16 protein-coding genes are annotated in these 19,698 nt (G+C 71.6%); 7 read left to right on the plus strand and 9 right to left on the minus strand.

Annotated features, from left to right (window positions below; genetic code table 11):
• Positions 1 to 67 precede the first annotated feature (67 nt).
• Entirely contained in the window at positions 68 to 496 is a 429-nt protein-coding gene (locus tag L3K22_RS09845; protein WP_263311234.1) for a (deoxy)nucleoside triphosphate pyrophosphohydrolase, read from the plus strand.
• A complete protein-coding gene (locus tag L3K22_RS09850) occupies positions 496 to 3,636 on the plus strand; it encodes a DEAD/DEAH box helicase (protein WP_263311235.1) in 3,141 nt (1,046 codons plus the stop codon). The genes L3K22_RS09845 and L3K22_RS09850 overlap by 1 nt, the downstream gene beginning before the upstream one ends.
• 21 nt (positions 3,637 to 3,657) lie before the next feature.
• On the opposite strand, the gene L3K22_RS09855 is transcribed toward L3K22_RS09850, so the two are convergent.
• A complete protein-coding gene (locus L3K22_RS09855; protein ID WP_263311236.1) occupies positions 3,658 to 4,965 on the minus strand; it encodes an acyltransferase family protein in 1,308 nt (435 codons plus the stop codon).
• Positions 4,966 to 5,116: 151 nt separating this feature from the next.
• Here L3K22_RS09855 and L3K22_RS09860 point away from each other — a divergent pair, with 151 nt between their 5' ends.
• Positions 5,117 to 5,788 (plus strand): class I SAM-dependent methyltransferase, encoded by a 672-nt coding sequence (locus tag L3K22_RS09860; protein ID WP_263311237.1) that lies wholly within the window; start codon positions 5,117 to 5,119, stop codon positions 5,786 to 5,788.
• A gap of 94 nt (positions 5,789 to 5,882) precedes the next feature.
• Here the strand turns inward: L3K22_RS09860 and L3K22_RS09865 are convergent, their stop codons facing one another.
• The 4 genes from L3K22_RS09865 to L3K22_RS09880 all read right to left on the minus strand — a co-directional run bounded on the left by L3K22_RS09865 (position 5,883) and on the right by L3K22_RS09880 (position 9,196).
• Positions 5,883 to 7,376, minus strand: coding sequence for a GmrSD restriction endonuclease domain-containing protein (locus L3K22_RS09865; protein ID WP_263311238.1), 1,494 nt, complete (start codon positions 7,374 to 7,376; stop codon positions 5,883 to 5,885).
• Positions 7,377 to 7,635: 259 nt separating this feature from the next.
• Positions 7,636 to 8,016 carry a nuclear transport factor 2 family protein gene (locus L3K22_RS09870; protein WP_263311239.1) on the minus strand — a complete coding sequence of 127 codons (381 nt, stop codon included), beginning with the start codon at positions 8,014 to 8,016 and terminating at the stop codon, positions 7,636 to 7,638.
• An 86-nt stretch (positions 8,017 to 8,102) separates the two neighbouring features.
• Positions 8,103 to 8,900 (minus strand): SDR family NAD(P)-dependent oxidoreductase, encoded by a 798-nt coding sequence (locus L3K22_RS09875; RefSeq protein WP_263311279.1) that lies wholly within the window; start codon positions 8,898 to 8,900, stop codon positions 8,103 to 8,105.
• Positions 8,901 to 9,013: 113 nt separating this feature from the next.
• Positions 9,014 to 9,196, minus strand: a complete 183-nt coding sequence (locus L3K22_RS09880; RefSeq protein WP_010551926.1) for a hypothetical protein — start codon at positions 9,194 to 9,196, stop codon at positions 9,014 to 9,016.
• Positions 9,197 to 9,998: 802 nt separating this feature from the next.
• On the opposite strand from L3K22_RS09880, the gene L3K22_RS09885 reads away from it, so the two are divergent.
• The 4 genes from L3K22_RS09885 (at position 9,999) to L3K22_RS09900 (ending at position 13,651) form a co-directional block, all read left to right on the plus strand.
• Complete coding sequence (locus L3K22_RS09885) at positions 9,999 to 10,970, plus strand: hypothetical protein (RefSeq protein ID WP_263311240.1); 972 nt, start codon at positions 9,999 to 10,001, stop codon at positions 10,968 to 10,970.
• 138 nt (positions 10,971 to 11,108) lie between these two features.
• Positions 11,109 to 12,326, plus strand: a complete 1,218-nt coding sequence (locus L3K22_RS09890; protein ID WP_263311241.1) for a toxic anion resistance protein — start codon at positions 11,109 to 11,111, stop codon at positions 12,324 to 12,326.
• 249 nt (positions 12,327 to 12,575) lie between these two features.
• Positions 12,576 to 13,133, plus strand: coding sequence for a dihydrofolate reductase family protein (locus L3K22_RS09895; protein WP_263311242.1), 558 nt, complete (start codon positions 12,576 to 12,578; stop codon positions 13,131 to 13,133).
• The gene (locus L3K22_RS09900; RefSeq protein WP_263311243.1) at positions 13,130 to 13,651 is read left to right on the plus strand and encodes an SRPBCC family protein; all 522 of its coding nucleotides are present in this window, start codon (positions 13,130 to 13,132) and stop codon (positions 13,649 to 13,651) included. Before L3K22_RS09895 ends, L3K22_RS09900 begins: the two co-directional genes overlap by 4 nt.
• 11 nt (positions 13,652 to 13,662) lie before the next feature.
• Here L3K22_RS09900 and L3K22_RS09905 read toward each other — a convergent pair whose 3' ends face one another.
• The 4 genes from L3K22_RS09905 to L3K22_RS09920 form a co-directional block, all read right to left on the minus strand.
• Positions 13,663 to 16,512 (minus strand): sugar-binding protein, encoded by a 2,850-nt coding sequence (locus tag L3K22_RS09905; protein ID WP_263311244.1) that lies wholly within the window; start codon positions 16,510 to 16,512, stop codon positions 13,663 to 13,665.
• A gap of 76 nt (positions 16,513 to 16,588) precedes the next feature.
• The gene (locus L3K22_RS09910; RefSeq protein WP_263311245.1) at positions 16,589 to 17,848 is read right to left on the minus strand and encodes a carbohydrate kinase family protein; all 1,260 of its coding nucleotides are present in this window, start codon (positions 17,846 to 17,848) and stop codon (positions 16,589 to 16,591) included.
• Positions 17,848 to 18,651 carry a carbohydrate ABC transporter permease gene (locus tag L3K22_RS09915; RefSeq protein ID WP_053918393.1) on the minus strand — a complete coding sequence of 268 codons (804 nt, stop codon included), beginning with the start codon at positions 18,649 to 18,651 and terminating at the stop codon, positions 17,848 to 17,850. Before L3K22_RS09915 ends, L3K22_RS09910 begins: the two co-directional genes overlap by 1 nt.
• Positions 18,648 to 19,511: a carbohydrate ABC transporter permease gene (locus tag L3K22_RS09920; protein WP_263311246.1), complete on the minus strand. Its 864-nt coding sequence runs from the start codon at positions 19,509 to 19,511 to the stop codon at positions 18,648 to 18,650. Before L3K22_RS09920 ends, L3K22_RS09915 begins: the two co-directional genes overlap by 4 nt.
• Positions 19,512 to 19,698 lie beyond the last annotated feature (187 nt).

A 19,698-nucleotide genomic window follows, 5' to 3' on the forward strand; every position in this document is an offset into this window, starting at 1 on the left:
TTCGCTGCGCCTGTCACCGACTCTTCGTACGATCGACGGTGTCGGCCCAGACAGAGGAGCATTCGCGGTGGAGAGTCCAGTCATCCGAGTCGTCGGCGCCATCATCGAACGAGACGGTGCGGTCTTCGCCGCCCGACGCAACGCCGAGCGCAGTGCTGGTGGGCTATGGGAATTCCCCGGCGGGAAGATCGAAGCGGGAGAGACCGCCGAGGACGCGCTGCGCCGCGAGCTCCAGGAGGAGTTGGGCGTCGACGTCGCCGTCGGCCCGTTCGTCGACCGGAGCCTGAGCGAAGTCGGCACTGCGCGCATCGAGCTCTCCTGCTACGCCGCGCAGTTCACAGGCGAGGATCCCACCGCCAGCAGCGACCACGACGCGATGCAGTGGGTGCCCCTCACGGGGCTGTCCTCGCTGCAGTGGGCGCCTGGCGACGTTCCACTCCTTGACGGTTTGCCAGACCGGCTCGCCTCACTTCGCCGCGAGCCCGAGGCGGAGTGATGGAGGCGCAGCAGGCCCTGGACCCCGGCCTCTACGAACTTCTCCTCACCACGGGCCTCACCAAGGCGGTCCAGTCGACCGAAGAGCAGGGCTTCCTCACCCCGACGGAAGACGTCGACGACGCAGATGTCGCGCACGTCCTCACTCAGCACATCGCACGGACCGTCGAGCAGGCGTTGAAGACTGCACCCCGTGAGGAACGCATCGCCCTCGCGAACCGCCTCCTCTCTGCGCTGCCCTCCTCTGCCCCGGATCCCGAAGTGTCTCCTGGACCGCGTTTCCTTACCTCGGTGACGCCACCGGAGACACCGCTCCTGCCCCGCCCATCAACGCCACTCAGCGACGTCGCGCTCTTCACGAACTCGCGAATGGATCCGCAGCTCGGCTCGGAACTGCGCCTCGAGATGGCGAGCGCGGATCGAATTGACCTGCTGTGCGCGTTTGTGCAGTGGAGCGGGATCCGGGTGCTGGAATCAGCTTTGCGCGAGGCGGCTGAGCGCGGAGTGCCCATCCGGGTTCTGACTACCACGTATATCGGTGCCACGGACCGGAAGGCGCTGGACTACTTCGTGCGCTCTCTGAACGCCGAAGTGCGGGTGAACTACGACGCGCAGTCCACCCATCTCCACGCGAAGGCGTGGATGTTCCATCGGTCCAGCGGTTACACCACCGCGTATGTGGGCAGCTCGAACATGAGCCGGGCAGCGCTCGTCGACGGACTGGAATGGAACGTCCGTCTCTCGCACCTCGCGACTCCGACCCTGGTCGACAAGTTTGAGTCGACCTTCGAGACCTACTGGGACGACGCGGCGTTTGCGCCGTACAACCCAGACACTGACGCCGAATTCCTCGATGCACTCCTCGCGAAGAACAGCGGCCGCGCCTCCGCGACAGACCTGTCGATCAGCCATCTCGACGTGCGTCCATACCCGCATCAAACAGAGATGCTGGATGACCTCGCCGCCGAGCGGGAGGTGCACGATCGACACCGCAACCTGCTTGTCGCAGCAACAGGCACGGGCAAGACCGTGGTTGCAGCGCTCGACTACAAGCGCTTGCGGACGTCGGACGCCGACCAACCGACCATCCTCTTTGTCGCGCACCGCAAGGAGATCCTCGAGCAGTCCCTGAGGACCTACCGCGACGTTCTGAAGGACGGCGCGTTCGGGGAGCTGTTCGTCGACGGGCGGAAGCCCATCCGGCGGCGGCATGTCTTCGCCTCGATCCAGTCGTTGCAGCAGGCCGGCGAGCTCGAGCGATGGGCGCGCGATCACTTCGACATCATCGTCATCGACGAGTTCCATCATGCCGAGGCGGCGACGTACCGCAAGGTCCTCGATTACTTCACCCCCAGGGAACTCCTTGGGCTCACCGCGACACCCGAGAGGGCCGACGGGGTGGACGTGGCTCAGGAGTTCTTCGGCGGTCGCGTGGCGAGCGAGCTGCGGCTGTGGGACGCGCTCAGCGCCGACCTGCTTGTGCCTTTCCACTACTTCGGGATCGCCGACGGGGTGGACCTCAGCGGGCTGCGATTCACCCGCGGTGCGTACAACACTGACCAGCTGAACAGCTTGTACACCGGCAACGATGCTCGAGCCTCCAAGGTCCTGCAGGCCCTGCGAGACAAGGTCACTGATCCGAGCCGAATGCGCGCGCTCGGCTTCTGCGTCAGCGTCGAGCACGCTCGTTACATGGCCGAGGTGTTCCGTCGCGCCGGGCTCCCCTCGCTGGCGCTCAGCGGCGCCTCCGGGTCCGATGAGCGGCAGGAGGGCCTCGCAAAGCTGCGGCGCGGCGAGATCGTGTGTCTGTTCGCTGTCGACCTCTTCAATGAGGGCCTCGATATCCCGATGATCGACACGGTCCTGATGCTGCGCCCGACGCAGTCCGCGACGATCTTCCTCCAGCAGCTCGGGCGTGGCCTCCGGCGTGCGGACAACAAGGCTGTACTCACCGTGCTCGATTTCGTCGGGCTCCAGCACACGAACTTCCGCTTCGACCTGAAGTACCGAGCGCTCACTGGTCTCTCGCGGAACCGGCTCGAGCGCAGCATTCGCGAGGGGTTCCCGTTCCTCCCTCCCGGAACGCAGATCGTCTTCGACCGCGTTGCGCAGGACATTGTGCTCTCGAACGTGAAGAAGCAGCTCAAGCTTTCCACGCGCGATTTGGTGGCGGACGTCCGTCAGCACAAGCCGGCCGACGCCACCCCGAGGGACTATGACTTGGGCTCTTACCTGCACGCGGCAGAGCGGTCTCTCGCTGACATCTACGGTCCGGGGACGCGCAGTTTGAACAGTCAGAAGCGTTCGGCGAGCTGGTCCACTCTCGTGGACTGGGCCTTCCCCGCCGACCGGGGAGGGCCGCTCTCAGACACGGACGACGCCCTCCTGCGCCGCGTGGGGACGTTGACGCACGTCGACGATCCTGACCGGATCCAGGCGTACCGCCAGCTTCTCACCGCGCCAACTCTCCCCGCCGGGATTGAAAAGGATCTGCACGCCTCGATGCTGGTGAACTCCTTCTGGCCCAACGGGGAGCGGAGCATTCGTACCGGCCTCGACGAGCTACGGTCACACGCGTCGGTAATCGAGGAGCTACTCCACCTGCTCGCGTTCCAGGAGCAGTCTTCTCGAGTCCGCCCGGAAGCACTGACTGGTTCAGTCGCGGACTCCCCGCTGCGATCGCATGCGAGGTACTCCCGCGAGGAGCTCCTGGCCGGATTGGGGCTTGGCACCCTGGACGCCGGCGCTCCAGGCTCGATCCGCGAAGGCGTGAAGTGGCTCCCCGGCATGAACGTGGACGCGCTACTGGTGACGCTCAAGAAGTCCGAAGCGGACTACTCCCCCACCACCATGTACCGCGACTACGCCATCAATCAGCAGCTCTTCCACTGGGAGTCCCAGAGCACGACAAACGTGGAGAGCCCCACGGGGCAGCGATACATCAACCACGCAACGCGCGGCTCCAGCGTCGTCCTCTTCGTGCGGCGCACGAAGACCGGCGACATCGGCACCGAGCCCTACACCTGCCTCGGCACGGCCCAGTTCCAGCAGGCGACGGGGTCACGGCCGATGCAGATCGTGTGGCGGCTGGACCGGACGATGCCTGCGGATCTCTTCATGGAAGCCCGGGCGGTGGCGTAGGCGCGTCCAACCGGCCGGGTCTTAAAGGTCGCGACGACGAGCGACCGGCACCACCCCAAACCCCCAAAGCCCCGCCACCGGCAGCAGCGGCCACCACCACGTCACACCGCTCTCCCCCACCACGCCCACTGACGCCATCACCGCGAGCCCCGCGATGACGCACACCGCCGCGGCGATCGGCTTCCACACCGGCGGTGCGGGACGGTCGTCGCCGCGCGGATCCTCGAAGCGCCCCATCACGAGTACGACTACGCCGGTCAGGGCGAGCAGCACGAGCGCCCACAGCGGCCGCGTCGCCCACCACAGCCCCGTCAGCGGCTCGGGCAGCAGCGCCCGGGCGTCGAGTGCGAGGAGCAGATGGGCGAGGCCCACCATGACGGTGAGGTGCCACAGGAACCAGGTCATGATCCGCTGGTTCACGAGCACGGTGACGAACCACAGCCTCGGCCGGCGCAGCAGCGCCTCGAGCGGCTTCTCGAGGGAGAGCACGAGCCCGGCCTGGAGCATGCCGAGGAACGCCATCGTCACGCGCGTGGGGCTCGAGTTGGAGATCGCGTCTCCCCCGGCGGTGATCATCGAGACCGGATACGGGCCCACCAGCACGAGCAGCAGCAGACCGACCAGACCGATCGCAGCCAGCAGCATCCGTCGGCCGATGCCCGAGAGTCGGCCGTCGAGCCAGGCGTAGCCGACCTGGTGGAACGCCGCCCAGACGAGGAGATAGTTCGGGTAGCCGAGCAGCGGCTGGTCGGCGGCGATGCTGATCGCGTCGACGATCCCGGCGAGCGCGATGCCTCCCACGATGGACCACCACCCGAATCGCTCCCACAGCCAGAGGCACGGCGGGCCCACGAGGATCACCATCAAGTACGCGGCGAGGAACCAGGTGGGGATCAGCGCCATCTGGGAGGCCAGCTGCACCGTCGCATGCGGGGCGCCGAGCGCGACCGCGACCACCCCGATCGCGAGCCAGGCGAGCAGCAGCGGGATCAGCGGGATGCCCAGGCGTCGGAGCCTCGTGCGCAGCCACTCGGCGTAGCCGATCTCCTTGCGCCTCGCGGAGCGCCAGGAGAGCCCGTTGGAGTACCCGCCGACGAGGAAGAAGATCGGCATGACCTGGAACAGCCAGGTCAGCGGGTGGGTCCACCGCGCGCCATCAAGAACGCCGTGCGGGAGGATCCCGCCGTCGGGGTCGACGGCGATGATCGTCCAGTGCCCGAGGACCACCACCGTGATCGCGGCGGCGCGCAGGAAGTCGACGACCCGGTTGCGGGAGGCGGGGGTCGCGGCGTCGACCTTCTCGGCGCGGCTCGGGCGCGTGCTCGTCATCGGGTCCTCTCCGTCGTCCCTGCGGCGGCGGAGCCGCTGGAAGTGGCGACAATCTACCCCGAGCTCCGCACTCCGCACGCGGGACCGGCTCGCTCTGGCGTCCCCGGCAAGAGCGCTTCCGCGCCTCGGCAGGGTCTGCGAGGCTCAGTCCATGACCGCACACCATCACGCCTCGCACGCTCACGCGCCCGCGCACGCCGAGCCGGACCCCGATCTCTCCCCCACCGAGTACTGGGAGCAGCGCTACTCCGGCAGCGAGCGGGTCTGGTCAGGGAAGGTCAACGCGACCATGGCGTCGGTCGTCGCCGAGCTGTCACCAGGCACGGCGATCGACCTCGGCTGCGGGGAGGGCGGAGACGTGCTGTGGCTCGCCGAGCAGGGTTGGACCGCACTCGGACTCGACATCTCCGCCACCGCCGTCGGCCGTGCCCGTGACGAGGCCGCCGCGCGAGGCCTCGACGGAGCGAGCTTCGAGGCCGTCGACCTCGACGCCTGGGAACCGGAGCCTGCATCGGTTGACCTGGTCACCGCGAGCTTCTTCCAGTCGAACGTGGCGCTGGACCGCATCGCGATCCTGCGCCGTGCGATGACTGCGCTGCGCTCCGGCGGGCGCCTGGTCGCCGTCTCCCACGCCGCGCCGCCCTCCTGGGCGAAGGACCACCCGGCGACGATGGTCTCCGTGCAGGACGAGGCGGCACAGCTCGGCGGCTCGGCCGAGGAGTGGGAGGTCGAGCTCGCCGCGGAGCGGCCGCGCGCCGCGATCGCCCCCGACGGCTCGGCGGGCGAGCACCTCGACGCGGTGCTGGTGCTGCAGCGGCGCTGACGACCGCTCGCCCTCAGCGGGTACAGCGGGCAGGAGCGGGACGCCCTCGTGGAGCGCGGGCATGACCAGTCAGGTCATGCCCGCGCCGTCGGCCTCACTCGCAGCCGACCCCGTCGCCGTCGCGGTCCAGCTTCCTGCTGTAGCCGGGGTCGCCGGCGTGCACGGGGGCCGCACCGGCCGCGCGCGCGGCGTCGCAGTTCTTGTAATAGGCGCTGCCGCCACCGGAGCCGCTGTCGTTCGACTCCTCCTTCGGGGCAGGCTCGTAGACCGGGGCGGGGGCCGGCGCCGGCTCGGGCTCGGGCTCGGGCTCCGGGGCAGGCTCGGGCTCGGGGGCCGGCTCAGGCTCAGGCTCCGGCGCGGGCTCCTCCTCGGTCGCGACGACGTCTCCCTCACCGGCCGCGGGCCACTGGTCGTCGTCCTCGATCGCGAGGAAGCCCTCGCAGTCGCTGAGCACGCGCTCCATGGCGTCGGCCTCGGCGGGCTTGACCCAGAGGTCGTACTTGTCCTTCACGGCGATCTGCCGGGCGACGTACTCGCAGCGGTAGTCCTTGAGCGGCGGGAGCCGGGTGGCGGCGTCGCCGTCGCCCTTCTGCCGGTTCAGGCTGGACTCGACGGCGAGCAGGTTCAACGGGTCGTTGGCGAACTCGCGGCGGGTCTGCTCGTCCCAGCTCGCGGCGCCGGTCTGCCAGGCGTCGGAGAGCGCGACGACGTGATCGATGTCCACCGTGCTGTTCTCGCGGTCGAAGTCGACGGTGTCGCCGCTGTACGGGGAGTCGAGGGTGCCGCGCTGGACCACGCAGCCGTTCGTCCCGCCCTTGAGGGTGATCGCGGTGAGGTCGCGGCGCAGGATGTCGTTGCGGGTGTCGCAGCCGTTGCGGTCCATATCGTCGCGCCAGCCGAACAGCTCGCGGTCGTAGTCCGTCTTCGGGGCGCGGCCCTTCTCGTCGAGGCCGGCGAGCTGGGCGAGAGCGGTGCCCTCGGCGGCGACGGGCTCCGGGGTGGGGGCGGGCGTGGTCGCAGGTGCCGCGGTGGTCGGGGCCTCGGTGGTGGGAGCCTCTGTCGTCGGCTCCGCCGTGGTGGGCTCCACCGTGGGGGCCGCGGCCTCTTCGAGAGCGGCGGGCTCAGCTGCGGTGATCTCGGCGGGCGGGGGCGTCGGGGCGGTCGCGCCGAGGATCATCATGCCCAGGAACCCAAGCGTGACCGCAGCGGAGATGGCGCGGGCGGGCCACTTCATGGCGTCGAACTCGCGCAGAGGGCGGCCCTTGGCGTCCTTGACCTGCCCGATGCTCAGCAGCACCAGGTCGACCAGCCACCAGATGAACAGCCCGCCGAAGGTGAGGAGCTTCAGCAGGCCGGTCTTCCACTTGCCGAGGTAGAAGCGGTCCGCGCCCCACGCGCCCAGCAACAGCGAGAGCACCCAGGTGATAGGGAAGCTCTTGGCCGGTGCCTGCACGGGTCGCTGCGGCTGCTGCCGCGCGGAGGCCGGCTGGAAGTGCAGGCCGTCCTTCGGGGCCTGGCCGTAAGACGGCGCCGAGGGCCAGCCATGGCCGTCATCAGGGCGCGGCGGAGTCGGGTTCTGAGCGTTCATGCCCATCCTTCGTGATCGTCACCGATGTCCGTGCACGGCACGGACCGGGGCGTCAGCGGCAGCCGCCCGTCCCCCCTCGTCTCCCCACCGGAGACACTCGAAGATTACGATTCAACGACCACAGACGACCAGGACTTTCGTCCGAAGTCGCAGACATCACACGAATGTTCAGAAAAGTACGGGACGGGCTCCCGCGCCGTCTCCCTCGTCGCGCACGGCGGCAGGCTCTTGTCGGTGCAGCAGCTGCCCGCCGCGCTCCTCAATGCGTCACCGTCGTCTGCTGGTACAGCGTGAGCGCCAGCCGGCCGTCCACCAGCGTGTAGTGGCTCGACATCAGGGCCACGAAGGGCTCCTCCTCGCCGTCACGGGCGGCGGTCGCCCGATAGACCAGCGCCGCGCTGCCCTCCCCCGTCGGCACCAGGCGTGCGTCCTCGAGGGTGAAGGCGCTCCAGGCGGGCGAGTCGTCGAGGGTCGCGGCGACGGTTTCGCGGTCCAGGACCATGCCGTTGACGAGGATCATCACCGCGTCGGCCGTCATCAGCGCGCCGTAGAAGCGGCCTCCGTCGTGCCGGGTGAGGGACTCCCAACCGCGGTGCTCCAGGGCAAGCAGTGCGTGGAGCGTCAGCGGATTCTCCGTCATGTCGTCTCCTCGGTCGTCGCGTCGGCGCGGGCCCTGCGGGCACCGTACCGAGGCGGCGGGACCCTCCGCCATGCGCCGCCCGTCGTTCACGGCAGGATCGCGTCCGTGTACCCGCCGTCCACGCGCAGCGCCCCGCCGGTCGTCGCCGACGCGAGCGGCGAGGCGAGGTAGACGACCATGTTCGCGATCTCCTCGGGCCGGATCAGGCGCTGCAGCAGCGACTGCGGACGGTGCAGGCGCATGAACTCGGCCTCCGCCTCCTCCCAGGGCAGGGACGGATCCACCAGCTCGTAGACGAAGTCCTGCACGCCCTCGGTGTACGTGGGCCCGGCGATCACGGAGTTCACGGTGACGCCGGTGCCGGCGGCGTCCTTCGCGAAGCCGCGGGAGACGGCCAGCAGCGCCGTCTTGGAGACGCCGTAGTGGATCATCTCGGCCGGGGTGACGATCGCGGAGTCGCTGGCGATGTTCAGCACCCTCCCCCAGCCGCGCTCCTTCATGCCCGGCAGGGTCGCGCGGATCAGCCGCACCGCGGCCATCACGTTCACGTCCCAGTAGCGCTGCCACTCGGCGTCGCTGATCTCGAGCGCCGGCGCGGCGGCGAAGATGCCGAGGCTGTTCACCAGAACGTCCACCTCGCCGGCGGCCTCGAGCGCGGCGGCGAGCCCGTCCTCCGCGGTGACGTCGCCGGGCGCCGCGACCAGCCGCGACGGGTCGACCCCGCCACCGACCAGGGCCTCGAGAGCCTTCTGCACCCGCTGTGCACTGCGGCCGTTGACCGCCACGCGCGCCCCGGCGAGCGCGAGCCGCTGCGCGATCGCAAGACCGATGCCCTGCGTGGAGCCGCTGACGAAGGCCGTCCTGCCGGTCAGGTCCAGGTCGATCATGGGATGGTCCTCTCCTCGTGCCTCGCGGGCCTCACACCCCGGGCTGCGAGGGAGCAACGCCGCGGGCCGGCGGATCCTTCCCGTGCCGTTCCCGGCGAGGGACCTGCCTCTCAGAGCCCCATCAGCACGATGCCGATGAAGGCGAGCACGAGCGCCGCGATCACGGCGGCGGTGGTGCGCGCGGAGCTGTCTCGCTGCCCCGCGTCCGCGCTCGCGGACACGGCCGGGATGGGCCCGGTATGGGTCGTCGGGGTCATCTCGTGACCGAGGTGGATGTCAGGGCGAGGATCCATGCCGGAGGCCTCCTTCAGCGGTGTGTGGGACGCGCCTGGTGCAAGACGTGTCCTGCCAGGTCAGTCGGGGGAATCGTGCGCCTGGGCGCACCGGTCAAGGGTAGGGTCCTCGCGGGCGCGCGCGAAAGAGCTGTCCAGCACCCGTCAGCGGGATCACACCGCCCCGGGCGCACTGCTCGTCGCCCCGTCCTGCGCCCTCCCCGCACTGCGCCGGAGCCCGGGGCCTTCAGTCGGCCCCACCTGCCCGCACACCCCACGCCGTACCCCGCCCCGTCGACCGCCGACGGTCACCGTGGACGTCGGACGAGGGTCCCATGACCGACGAGACCGACGCGGCCGATCCTCCCGCGGCTCCTCCCTGCCCGAGCATCTGCGCGGCGCCCTCGACGATGCCGCCGAGCGGCAGCGCCGCTGTGCGAGGACCTGCACAGCGCGGACGGCATGAAGGCGGGAGCGGATCCCCCGATCCGTCTCCCGCCTCCGCTGGGCCACGGGCCCGGCGCCGGCCTCCGCCCCCGCGGAGGGCCACCATCCCTCTCCCCCGAGAGTCCCGCACCCAGTGCCTGGAATCTATGACGGGTGCTGGAAATGCGCGATGGGGCGAACTGCCTGGGGAGAACTCCCCATGCCCTCCCCCGGCCATCCCCCGAATCCAGCCCGCGCCCACTTGCGGTCCAGCTGCTCGCGGTAGCCTTCCAGCACGCCCAGGACGAGGCGTGCGCACGGCCCTCGAGGCGGTCCCCCGCCTGCACGGGCCGACGCTCGGACCTCGTCACCGTCCCGGGGAGGACAGCGAATCGCAGTGAGCGCAGGAGAGACACCCTCGGCCGAGCAGCCGAGCAGCGGGAGCAGCCGGTTCCCGGACCCCTTCGCGCCCGACTCGCCGCCCCCGCAGGCCCGCCAGCCCGAGCCTCCGGCCCAGCGGCCCACCCCGTCGGCCGACGGGCCATCCGCCGCCCCCGGCGCTCAGGACCTGCCGTGGAAGGCGACCGCGGAGCGGCGCGACCTGTGGGGCCCGAAGCAGACGGCGCTCGAGGGCACGGTCCGCGGGCCCGCCTCCCGCGAGGTGTCCGCGGTGCGCCCGTCGTGGCTGGTGCGGCTCGGGGCGCCCGTCGTCCTCGGCGGGCTGGCCGGTCTCGCGGCCCTGCTGGTCGTGCTCGGCACCGGCCTCGGCGGGTCCGTGCTGGCCCTCGGCGCCGCGGTCGGCGTCGGAGCCGTCGCCCTCGGCGGGGTCGGCGTGGCCGTGAACCGGCCCCGGTCGGGATCCGCCGAGCGTCCCGTGATCGACGCGAGCGTCGCCGGCGGCACCCGCGAAGTGCTCGAGCGGATCCTCGAGGCCGATGCCTCCACCCGCGACCGTGTCGCGCAGCTGCGCCCTCAGACCTCCGCGGCCCCGGCAACTCAAGTGCTGGACGACGTCGACTCGCTGCTGACCAGGATCGACGCGCTCGTCGGTGCGGAGCAGCTGCAGCAGATGCGACCGTCCGCGGGCGAGGTGACGATGCTGGAGGGCATCGCCACCCGCTACGTCCCCGACCTCGTCGACGCCGCCGCCGACATCATCGGGTTCCTGCGCACCTTCGCCGGCAGCGCCCGCGAGGAGGCGCTGGCGAACCTCGCCTCGATCGACCGGCAGCTCGACGTGCTCGGCGAGGGCGTCGAGCGGATCGAGAGCGATCTCGTCGGCGGCGTCTCCCATTCGCTCGAGGTGCACTCCGAGTTCCTGCGCCAGCGCTTCGCCGACCAGCACCTGGACCCGATCATCGACGTCTGACCCGCCCCGTCGGCCGCACCGCCGCCCCTCCGCACCACCGCCGACCAACCCGCACCCACCGACCATCCGTCCGAGAGATGCCCGGCCCCGCCGGCATCGACCACGAGCCATCACCCGCGACCCGCCCAGGAGGCACCGATGGACAAGCTCCAGCCGCCCACCCCCGCCCAGGAGATCACCCCGGCCGAGCCGGTCCAGGAGATCAGCGACGACGACGCGGTCTCCGTCCTGCCCGACCTCCCTGCCGAGCAGCAGCAGGAGCTCGAGCAGCGGGCCGACGCCTGGGTCGACCAGGTCTCCCAGCTGAACCCCCACTCCCAGGAGTTCACCGCGCAGGTCAACGCCCTCGGCGCGGTCGCGCGGCGCACCTTCGAGCGCACCTCGCAGACCTCCTCGCGCTTCATGGAGCAGTCGCTGCGGGACGCCAAGGACAAGAAGGGCAGCGCCCAGGAGAACGTCGCGAAGTCGCTCACCGAGCTGCGCACCACCATGGAAGAGCTCGCGCCGAAGGAGGAGACCTTCGCCGACAAGGCGCTCGGCTTCCTGCCCGGCCGCAACCGCGCCAAGCGCTACTTCCGCAGCTTCGAGTCGAACCAGGACCAGCTCGACCACGTCCTCGGCGCGCTCTCCCGCGGCCAGGAGGGGCTCCAGCGCGACAACGCCGAGCTCGCCGTGGAGCGCCGCGCCCTCTGGGAGGACCTCGGCGCCCTCCAGAAGGCCTCCCACCTGCTGGGGCTGCTGGATGATCGGGCCGTGCGCAAGGCCGAGGAGATGCGCGCCTCCGGCAAGCAGGCCGACGCCGACGCGCTCGAGCGGGACGTGCTCTTCGCCGTGCGCCAGCGCCGCCAGGACGTCGCCACCCAGATCGCGGTGACCGTGCAGGCCTACCTCTCGATGGGTGTCATCGAGGACAACAACACCAAGCTCCAGCAGGGCGTGGAGCGGGCTCGCACCACCACCGTCACCGCGCTGCGCACCGCCGTGATCACCGCGCAGGCGCTCGAGAACCAGAAGCTCGTGCTCGACCAGATCGACGCGGTCAACGCCACCACCGACAACCTCATCTCCTCCACCTCGAAGATGCTCGCCGACAACTCGGTGAAGGTGCAGCAGCAGGCCGCGAACTCCGGCGTCTCCGCCGAGACGCTGCAGAAGGCCTTCGACAACCTGTTCACCACGATGGACGGCATCGACTCCTTCCGCACCCAGGCCAACCAGAACTTCCTCACCACGGTGACGAACCTGGAGCAGCAGGTCGAGCGGGCGCGGCCCTACATGGAGCGGATGCAGAAGGAGCGCCCCGAGCACGAGGAGATCGAGAGCGCGGCGAGCCTGCTGGAGATCGAGGACCGCTGACCGGGCGGGACGGCCGGAGTCGACCTGCGGCGGCACCGGCCGGCGTCTCCCGGATCAGCCTGCGGCGGCAGGTGATCTGCACAATGGGGCTCTGAGCGGCACGTCGTGGAGCTGAGCTCCGCGGCGTGCCGCTGGGAGCCCCTTTCTGCCGGCCGTGGCGACTGGCCCGGACTGCGCAGGATCGGACGCACCTGCGCCTCCCCGCCCCGCTAGCGTGGGCGCTCCGAGGCACCGACGGGAGGAGGTCCCGTGCGCCCCCTGATCCTCACCCAGAACATCACCGCCGACGGCAGCATCGAGATGCTCGACGACTGGTTCGACCCGATGGCCCAGGACGCCGACCAGGCCCGGATCGTCGCCCGCGACAGCGCCGCCTGCGACGCGATCCTGCTGGGGCGGCAGACCTTCGAGGACTTCCGCGGCTTCTGGCCGGAGCAGACCGAGGACACCACCGGCGTCTCCGACGAGCTGAACGCCCTGCAGAAGTACGTGGTCAGCTCCACGATGACGGACCCCGCGTGGCAGAACTCCACGATCCTCACCGGCGACCCCGTCGAGCAGGTGCGCGCGCTGAAGGAGACCGACGGTGCAGAGATCTCCCTGACCGGCTCGATCATGCTGTGCCACGCGCTCATCGCCGCCGGGCTCGTGGACGCCTACTGCCTGTGGACCTACCCGTACGTGCAGGGGCGCGGGCGCCGCCTCTTCCCCGACGGGCACAGCGAGCGCCTCGAGCTCGTCGAGCACCACGCCTTCGCCGCCGGCGTCACCTACACCCGCTGGACCACCCGGAAGGACCGCTCATGACCGCCTCGAGCTCCACGACGCCCGAGACCGACGGCCGCTACGTCGTCTCCCGCACGATCCCCGCCGCCCCGCAGCAGGTGTTCGCCCTGCTCGCGGACCCGGCCCGGCACCACGAGACCGAGCCGACGGACTGGGTGCGCGGCTCCCTCGAGGAGGATCCCGCCCCGCTGACGGAGCTCGGCCAGGTGTTCGGCATCGAGATGTTCCACGAGAACGCCCACGGCCGCTACGACATGCACAACCGCGTGATCGCCTTCGAGCAGGACCGGACGATCGCGTGGGAGCCGGGGCAGTACGGCCCGGACGGTGAGCTCGGCACGGGCGGCTGGACCTGGCGCTACGACCTCGCCCCGGCAGGTGGCGCGGGCGGCGCGGGCGAGGGCACCGAGGTCACGCTGACCTACGACTGGAGCGCCGCGCCCGACCCGCTCCGGAAGGAGCTCGGCCTGCCGCCGTTCCCGCCGAGCTTCCTCGAGGAGTCCCTCGCCGCGCTCGAGCGAGCGGTGACGGCGCAGTAGCCGCCGCCCGCTCAGCGCACCGTCGCGGCGCCCGCTCCGGCGCCGTCCTCGTTCTCCAGCGACACGGCCATCGTCAATGTCGCGTCGGCCGGCACGTCCCCGGCCAGCGGGATCGTCACGACCTCGCGGGCGGAGCGGACGTCGGTCGCCTCGAGCTCGCCGACGGTCCGCTCCCCGTCCCAGACGAACACGCGCCGGGTGCCGGGCGCCGCGGTCCGCACCACGGCGCTGATCTCGCGGCGTCGGCGGGTCGCCTTGTCCACCCGCACCGCGTCCGCGCCGAGCGAGGGGAAGCCGCCGAGCCCCACCCCGTCGGCCGCGGACTGCAGGATCGACTGCGGCGAGGCGACGGAGCGGGCCGAGGTGTTCGGGATCCTGGGCTCGACCGGCGCCGACGGCTGGGCCTCGAGGTCCGGCAGCTCGAGCACGCCCCAGCGGAAGGGGTCGGCCTGCACGCCGGGGAAGGTGGACCAGCCGATGCGGGACTGACCGGTGCGGTCCTGGGTGTCGGAGTCGTAGACGACCACGTTGAAGCCCATGCGGGTGGGGTCGATGCCGTCGGGCAGCTCCGCGAAGGGGATCGTCGTCTCGAGGACGTAGCCCTGGTAGGGCTCGGAGATCTCGGCGGCGATCCGCACCGAGGGCGCGACCTCCTCGATCGGGCCCTGGCGGTTGTCGTGGTCGCGTCCGGCGACCGGTCCGCCCACGCCGCCCGCGCCGTCGTCCGTGCCGGGCAGCGCCCCGAGGATGAAGGTGGTGGCGGTGTGGTCGGAGGTGCCGCGCGGGTCGATCATGATCTCGACCGAGTCGGTGCGGAAGCGCTGCTTGTTGTCCTCCGGCGGCAGCAGCGTGCCGAGCACGTCGTCGGTGACCTGCACGAACACGTGCAGCGCCTGGTCGTCGTAGGTGACCCAGGTGGAGCCGGAGGCGTCCTCGGGGGTGACCTCCGACCCCTCCCACAGGGTGCCGATGTCGATCGGCTCGCCGGGGTACTCCCCGGTGCCGCGCACCGCGTCGACCTCGACGCCCTCGCTGCGGGAGGCGACCAGCCGCGGCACGAGGTGGAGGCCCTGCGGGGTCGCGGCGGCGACGCCTCCGGCCGACGCGGTGACCGTGACGGCGTAGACGCCGCCGTCCGGGGCGCGGTTCGCCGTCGGCAGCGAGGGGTCGGTGTTCTCGATCCGCACCGTGGCCGTCGACTCGCCGAGCGCGGGTACCTGCTCCACCAGCAGCTGGGCGGGCTCGGCCGTGAAGCCGTCGGGCAGGGTGAGGGTGACCTCCGCGTCCTGGACCTGCTCGGAGCGGTTGCGCACCACGATCTCGAACTCCTCGGCGCGGCCCTGGCCGAGCGAGCGCCGGGTGGGCACGAGCGCGTCGAGGCGCTGCATGCCGAGCTCCTCGGTCCACTCGAGGAAGGCGGCGATCTCGGCGCGGTCGGCGATCCCGGCCTCGACCACGCCCGCGGTGCGCAGCGGGAGCACGTTCTCGCCGGTGCCCTTGCGGGAGGTGACGCGGGCGCGCAGCAGCACGTGCTCGCCGGGGGTCGCGCTCTCCGGCACCTCGACGGTGAAGGTCGCGGTGCGGGACTGCTTCGCGGGGATCGTGCCGAGGACCTGTCGGCGCCCGGCGTCCCATCCGTCCGGGACCTCGAGCTCGATCTGCACGCCGGGCAGGGCGCTGCCCGGGGAGCCGATCTCCACCTGGACCTCGACGCTGCCGCCGGTCTGGACGGCGAACTGCTCGCTGCGCAGCTCGAGCGTGGTGCCGAGCGGCAGCCCGCCCTCGACCGGGAGGCTCGCTCCGCCGAGCGCCGCGGTGTCGCCGCTGGTCGGGTCCGGGAAAGGGGTGCGGGAGTCGATCAGGGTGAACCAGGCGGCGGGGATCTTCGCGGGGTCCGTGGTGGTGGGCGGGAAGACGTGCCAGCCCTGGGTGCGGTAGGCGTGGATCGAGTCGTCACGCACAGCCGACCAGCGCTTGCCGTGCGTCTCGGACTCGGTGCCGTTCCATGCCCCGAACACCACGTCGCTCGCCACCAGCGGCGTGAACCCGGTCGCGACGGCGTCGGGCCCGGTCGGCGCCTGCCCGTCGGAGCCGGAGCGCAGCAGACGCTTCGGGGCGAAGGGCTTCAGGCCCTCGTCGAAGTGCTCGGGGAAGACGTCCTCGCGACCGGCGAGGAGGTACGCCTCGACGGCGAACATCGCGGCCTGCTGGTGGTTGCCGTGGTTGCCCTGCACGGCCGAGGGGTTCATCGTCACGATCACGTCCGGCCGGGTCGCGCGCACGACGCGGATCACGCGGCTGAGCACGTCCCGTCCGCCCCACACCTCGTGGCTGAGCGGGGCGGAGAGGGTGTAGAAGAAGTCGACCGCGTCGAGGTTGAAGACGTGCTCGATCCCGGCGAAGCCGACGGCGGTGCGCTCCTCGCCCTCGCGGATCAGACCCAGCGCCGGGCCCTCCTCGAGGCCGACGGCGTTCCCGCCGCCCTCGCCGCGGGTGATGGTGATGACCCCGGCCGTCTGGTTCTCGTACTCGTTCCACTGCCCGAAGGCGGCCAGCGTCCAGGCCTCGTCGTCGGGGTGGGCGCCGATGTAGAGGATGTCGAGGTCGACGCCGCCGTCGGCGAGGGCGCGCTCCATCGGCGGCAGCCCGCTGAGGTCCAGGGCGGTGGCCCCGGCGGCGAGGCCGAGCACGGCCGAGCCCTGCAGGAGGCGACGGCGGGAGAGTCCGCGCGGGGCGGGGGCCTCGGGCGCGGCGGTGGGGCCGACGCGATCGCGGCCGACGGGGGTCCCGGCCGCAAAGGCTGCGGGGACGGCGGCGGGTGCGGCAGAGGCGGGGCGGGCGGGGAGGGGACGGTGCGACATGGTTCCTGACTTCTCTCGTGCGGCGGTGCGTCGATGCACCGGTGGATGGGTCGGGGTCGTACGGAACCGGCCGGCGTCAGTGCCGGCCGGCGTCGGAGCGGAGCGCGAAGGTGCCCTGGGCACGGCGTCGGCCGAGGACGGGGTGGTCGGGGACGATGCCGTCGAGGAACTCGTAGCCGCCGCGGGTGTAGGCGGCGCGGAGGTCGCCGTCGGCGGAGGCGTCGCTGAGCTGGCGCCACCAGTCGGTGATATCGCCCCAGCCGGGCGCCGCGAGGGAGCCGCCGAACTGCTGCACGGCCAGCGCCGAGCACAGGGAGGCGAAGCGCAGCCGCTGCTCGAGCGGCCACTCCGCCAGGGTGCCCAGCACGAGCCCGGCGGCGAAGACGTCCCCGGCGCCGGTGGTGTCGATGGCGCGGACGGGCACGGCGGGGCAGAACGCCTCCTCGCCGGTGGAGGAGTCGATCGCGTAGGCGCCGTCGGCCCCGTCGGTCACCACCGCGAGCGGCACCTTCTCGGCCAGCGCTCGCACGGCACGGCCGGGGCTGTCGGTGCGGGTGTAGGCGGTGGCCTCGACGACATTGGGGGTGAAGGCGTGGCAGTGGGCGAGCGGGTCGAGGTCGGCGGGGTCCCACTTCCCGGTCGCGTCGAAGCCGATGTCGGCGAAGATCAGCGCGCCGCCGCGGGCGATCCCCGCCCACCAGGAGGTGTCCCCGGCGAGGTCCACGACGGCGGCGCGGGCGGCGGGGGCGCGGGCGATGAGGGTGGAGATCGGCTCGGGCAGGTCGTGGCCGTGGGTGACCATCGCCCGGTCGCCGTGCGCGGCGACCGAGACGGTCAGCGCCGAGTGGAAGTCGTCGAACTGCCGCGAGGCGCTGAGGTCGATGCCCTCCTCATCGGAGAGGGTCTGCCACATCCAGTCGCCGTAGGCGTCGTCGCCGAAGCCGGCGACCAGACCGGTGCGCAGGCCGAGCCGGGCGGCGGCGGTGGCGAGGTTCGCGATCCCGCCGGGGCTCGAGCCCATCCCCTTGGACCACAGCTCCTCGCCGGGCTGGGGCAGGCGGTCCATGCCGGTGAAGACGATGTCGAAGAACACGGTGCCGGAGAGCAGCACGTCCAGCGGCGGGGCCGACGGGGCGCGCAGCGAGGCCAGCGGGTCCCAGTCCTGCCGCTCGGCGGCCTCGGGCGGGGCCGGGGTCGCGGCGCCCGGGGCGTGCGAGGCGGCCGCGTCACGGGCGGCACGGCCGACGGCGGGCCCGTCGGCGGCGGGGGCGATGCGGTCGGCGGTCGCTCCGTCGGCGGCGGGCCCATCGGTCAGGGCGTCAGGGCGGTCGGTCATCACTTGGCGACTCCTTCGAGCATCCCGCGGATGAAGTGGCGCTGGAGGAACAGGAACAGGATCACGGTGGGCAGGGCGATGATCACGGCGGCCGCGGCGAGCAGCGCGGTCTCGGAGGTGTACTGGCCCTGGAAGGTCGCCAGGCCCAGCGGGGCGGTGCGTCGGCTGCCGCTCGGGGTCATGATCAGGGCGATGAGGAACTCGTTCCACGTCCACATGAACACCAGCACCACCAGCGTCACGATCGCGGGCCGGGAGGCGGGCACGAGGATGCTGCGCAGGGCGCGCAGGGGGCCTGCGCCGTCGAGCGCGGCGGCCTCGAGCAGGCTCGTCGGCATCGAGCGGAACTGCGCCCGCAGCCAGAAGGTGCCGAAGGCGATGGACTGGGCGACCTGCGGCAGGGCGATCGCGAGATAGGTGTCGGTCAGGCCCAGGGTGCGCAGGTCGAAGAACAGCGGGATGATCGTCGCCTCGGCGGGGATCATCATGCCCAGCAGGAACAGGTAGAAGAGCACCGTCGCGCCGGGGAAGCGCATGGTGCCCAGCGCGTAGCCGGAGCCGATCGAGAGCACGGTCGCCAGGCCCACCACGATCGCGGCGACCACGACGGAGTTCCCGAGCGAGCTGCCGAAGCCGCCCACCGTCCACGCCTCGAGGTAGTTGCCGGGGTAGAAGCCGGCCGGCTCCCCCAGCGGCGCCGAGACGGAGCCGATCAGGATCGTCAGCACGGGCGCGAGCGCGAACAGCGCGAAGGCGATCAGGAGGACGTAGTTCATCACGACCTCGCCGCGGGAGACCCTCATGACTCACGCTCCCCGATGCGGGTGACGCCTACGTTGATCGCGAAGATCAGCAGTGTCAGCACGATCGCGACGGCGCTCGCGGAGCCGACCTCGCGCAGGTCGAAGGCGCGGAAGTACACCTCGTAGCTGGGCACGGTGGTGGAGTTGCCGGGGCCGCCGGAGGTGGTCATGTAGACGAGGTCGAAGGTCTTCAGCGCCGCGATGATGGTCAGCACGAGCGCGACGGTGATCTCGCCGCGCACCGCGGGCAGGGTGATCGCGAAGAACTCCTTCACGGGGCCGGCGCCGTCCAGCCGCGCCGCCTCGAACAGCTCGGCGGGGATGCGGCTCATCCCGGACAGCATCAGCAGCATCACCAGCCCCATCTCGACCCAGGTGCCGATGAAGCCGACGGACGCGAGCGCGGTGCCCGGGTCGCCGAGCCAGCCGCGGGTGAGGCCTCCGAGGCCGACGGCCTCGAGGATCTGGTTCAGCGGGCCGACGGGCGAGTAGATCTGTCGCCAGGCGACCGCGACGACGACCAGCGCGATCACCTGCGGCAGGAAGATCACGGTGCGGAAGAAGCCCATCCCGCGCACCTGGCCGCGGCGCAGGATCGCGGCGAGCACGAGGCCGACGACCAGCGGGATCACCGCGTAGAACACGATCAGGACCAGGGCGTTCCCGATCGCGGCGCGGAAGGCGGCGTCCCCGGCGAGGTCGACGTAGTTCTGGAGGCCCACGAAGGTGGACGCTCCGAAGCCGCGCCACTCGAAGAGGGAGAACTGCGCGGCGCGGCCCAGCGGGTACAGCGCGAACGCGGCGTAGACCGCGAAGGCAGGCAGCAGGAACAGCAGCGGCGTGACCCACGAGCGGGCCACGGCCGAGGGACGCGGACGGCGCGACGTGGCATATGTGCCACGTCGTGCCACCCGCGTCCCGCCGGCCGACGGACGGGCGGGCGCCCCACCGGCCGACGCGCGCGCCGCCGTCCCGCCGGCCGACGCGCGCGCACCCGACCCGTCGGCCCCTCCACCTGCCCGGGCCGTGCTCCCGTGAGCTGACGCC

Source organism: Brachybacterium atlanticum, from assembly GCF_025669985.1.
GTDB classification, from domain to species: Bacteria; Actinomycetota; Actinomycetes; order Actinomycetales; family Dermabacteraceae; genus Brachybacterium; species Brachybacterium conglomeratum.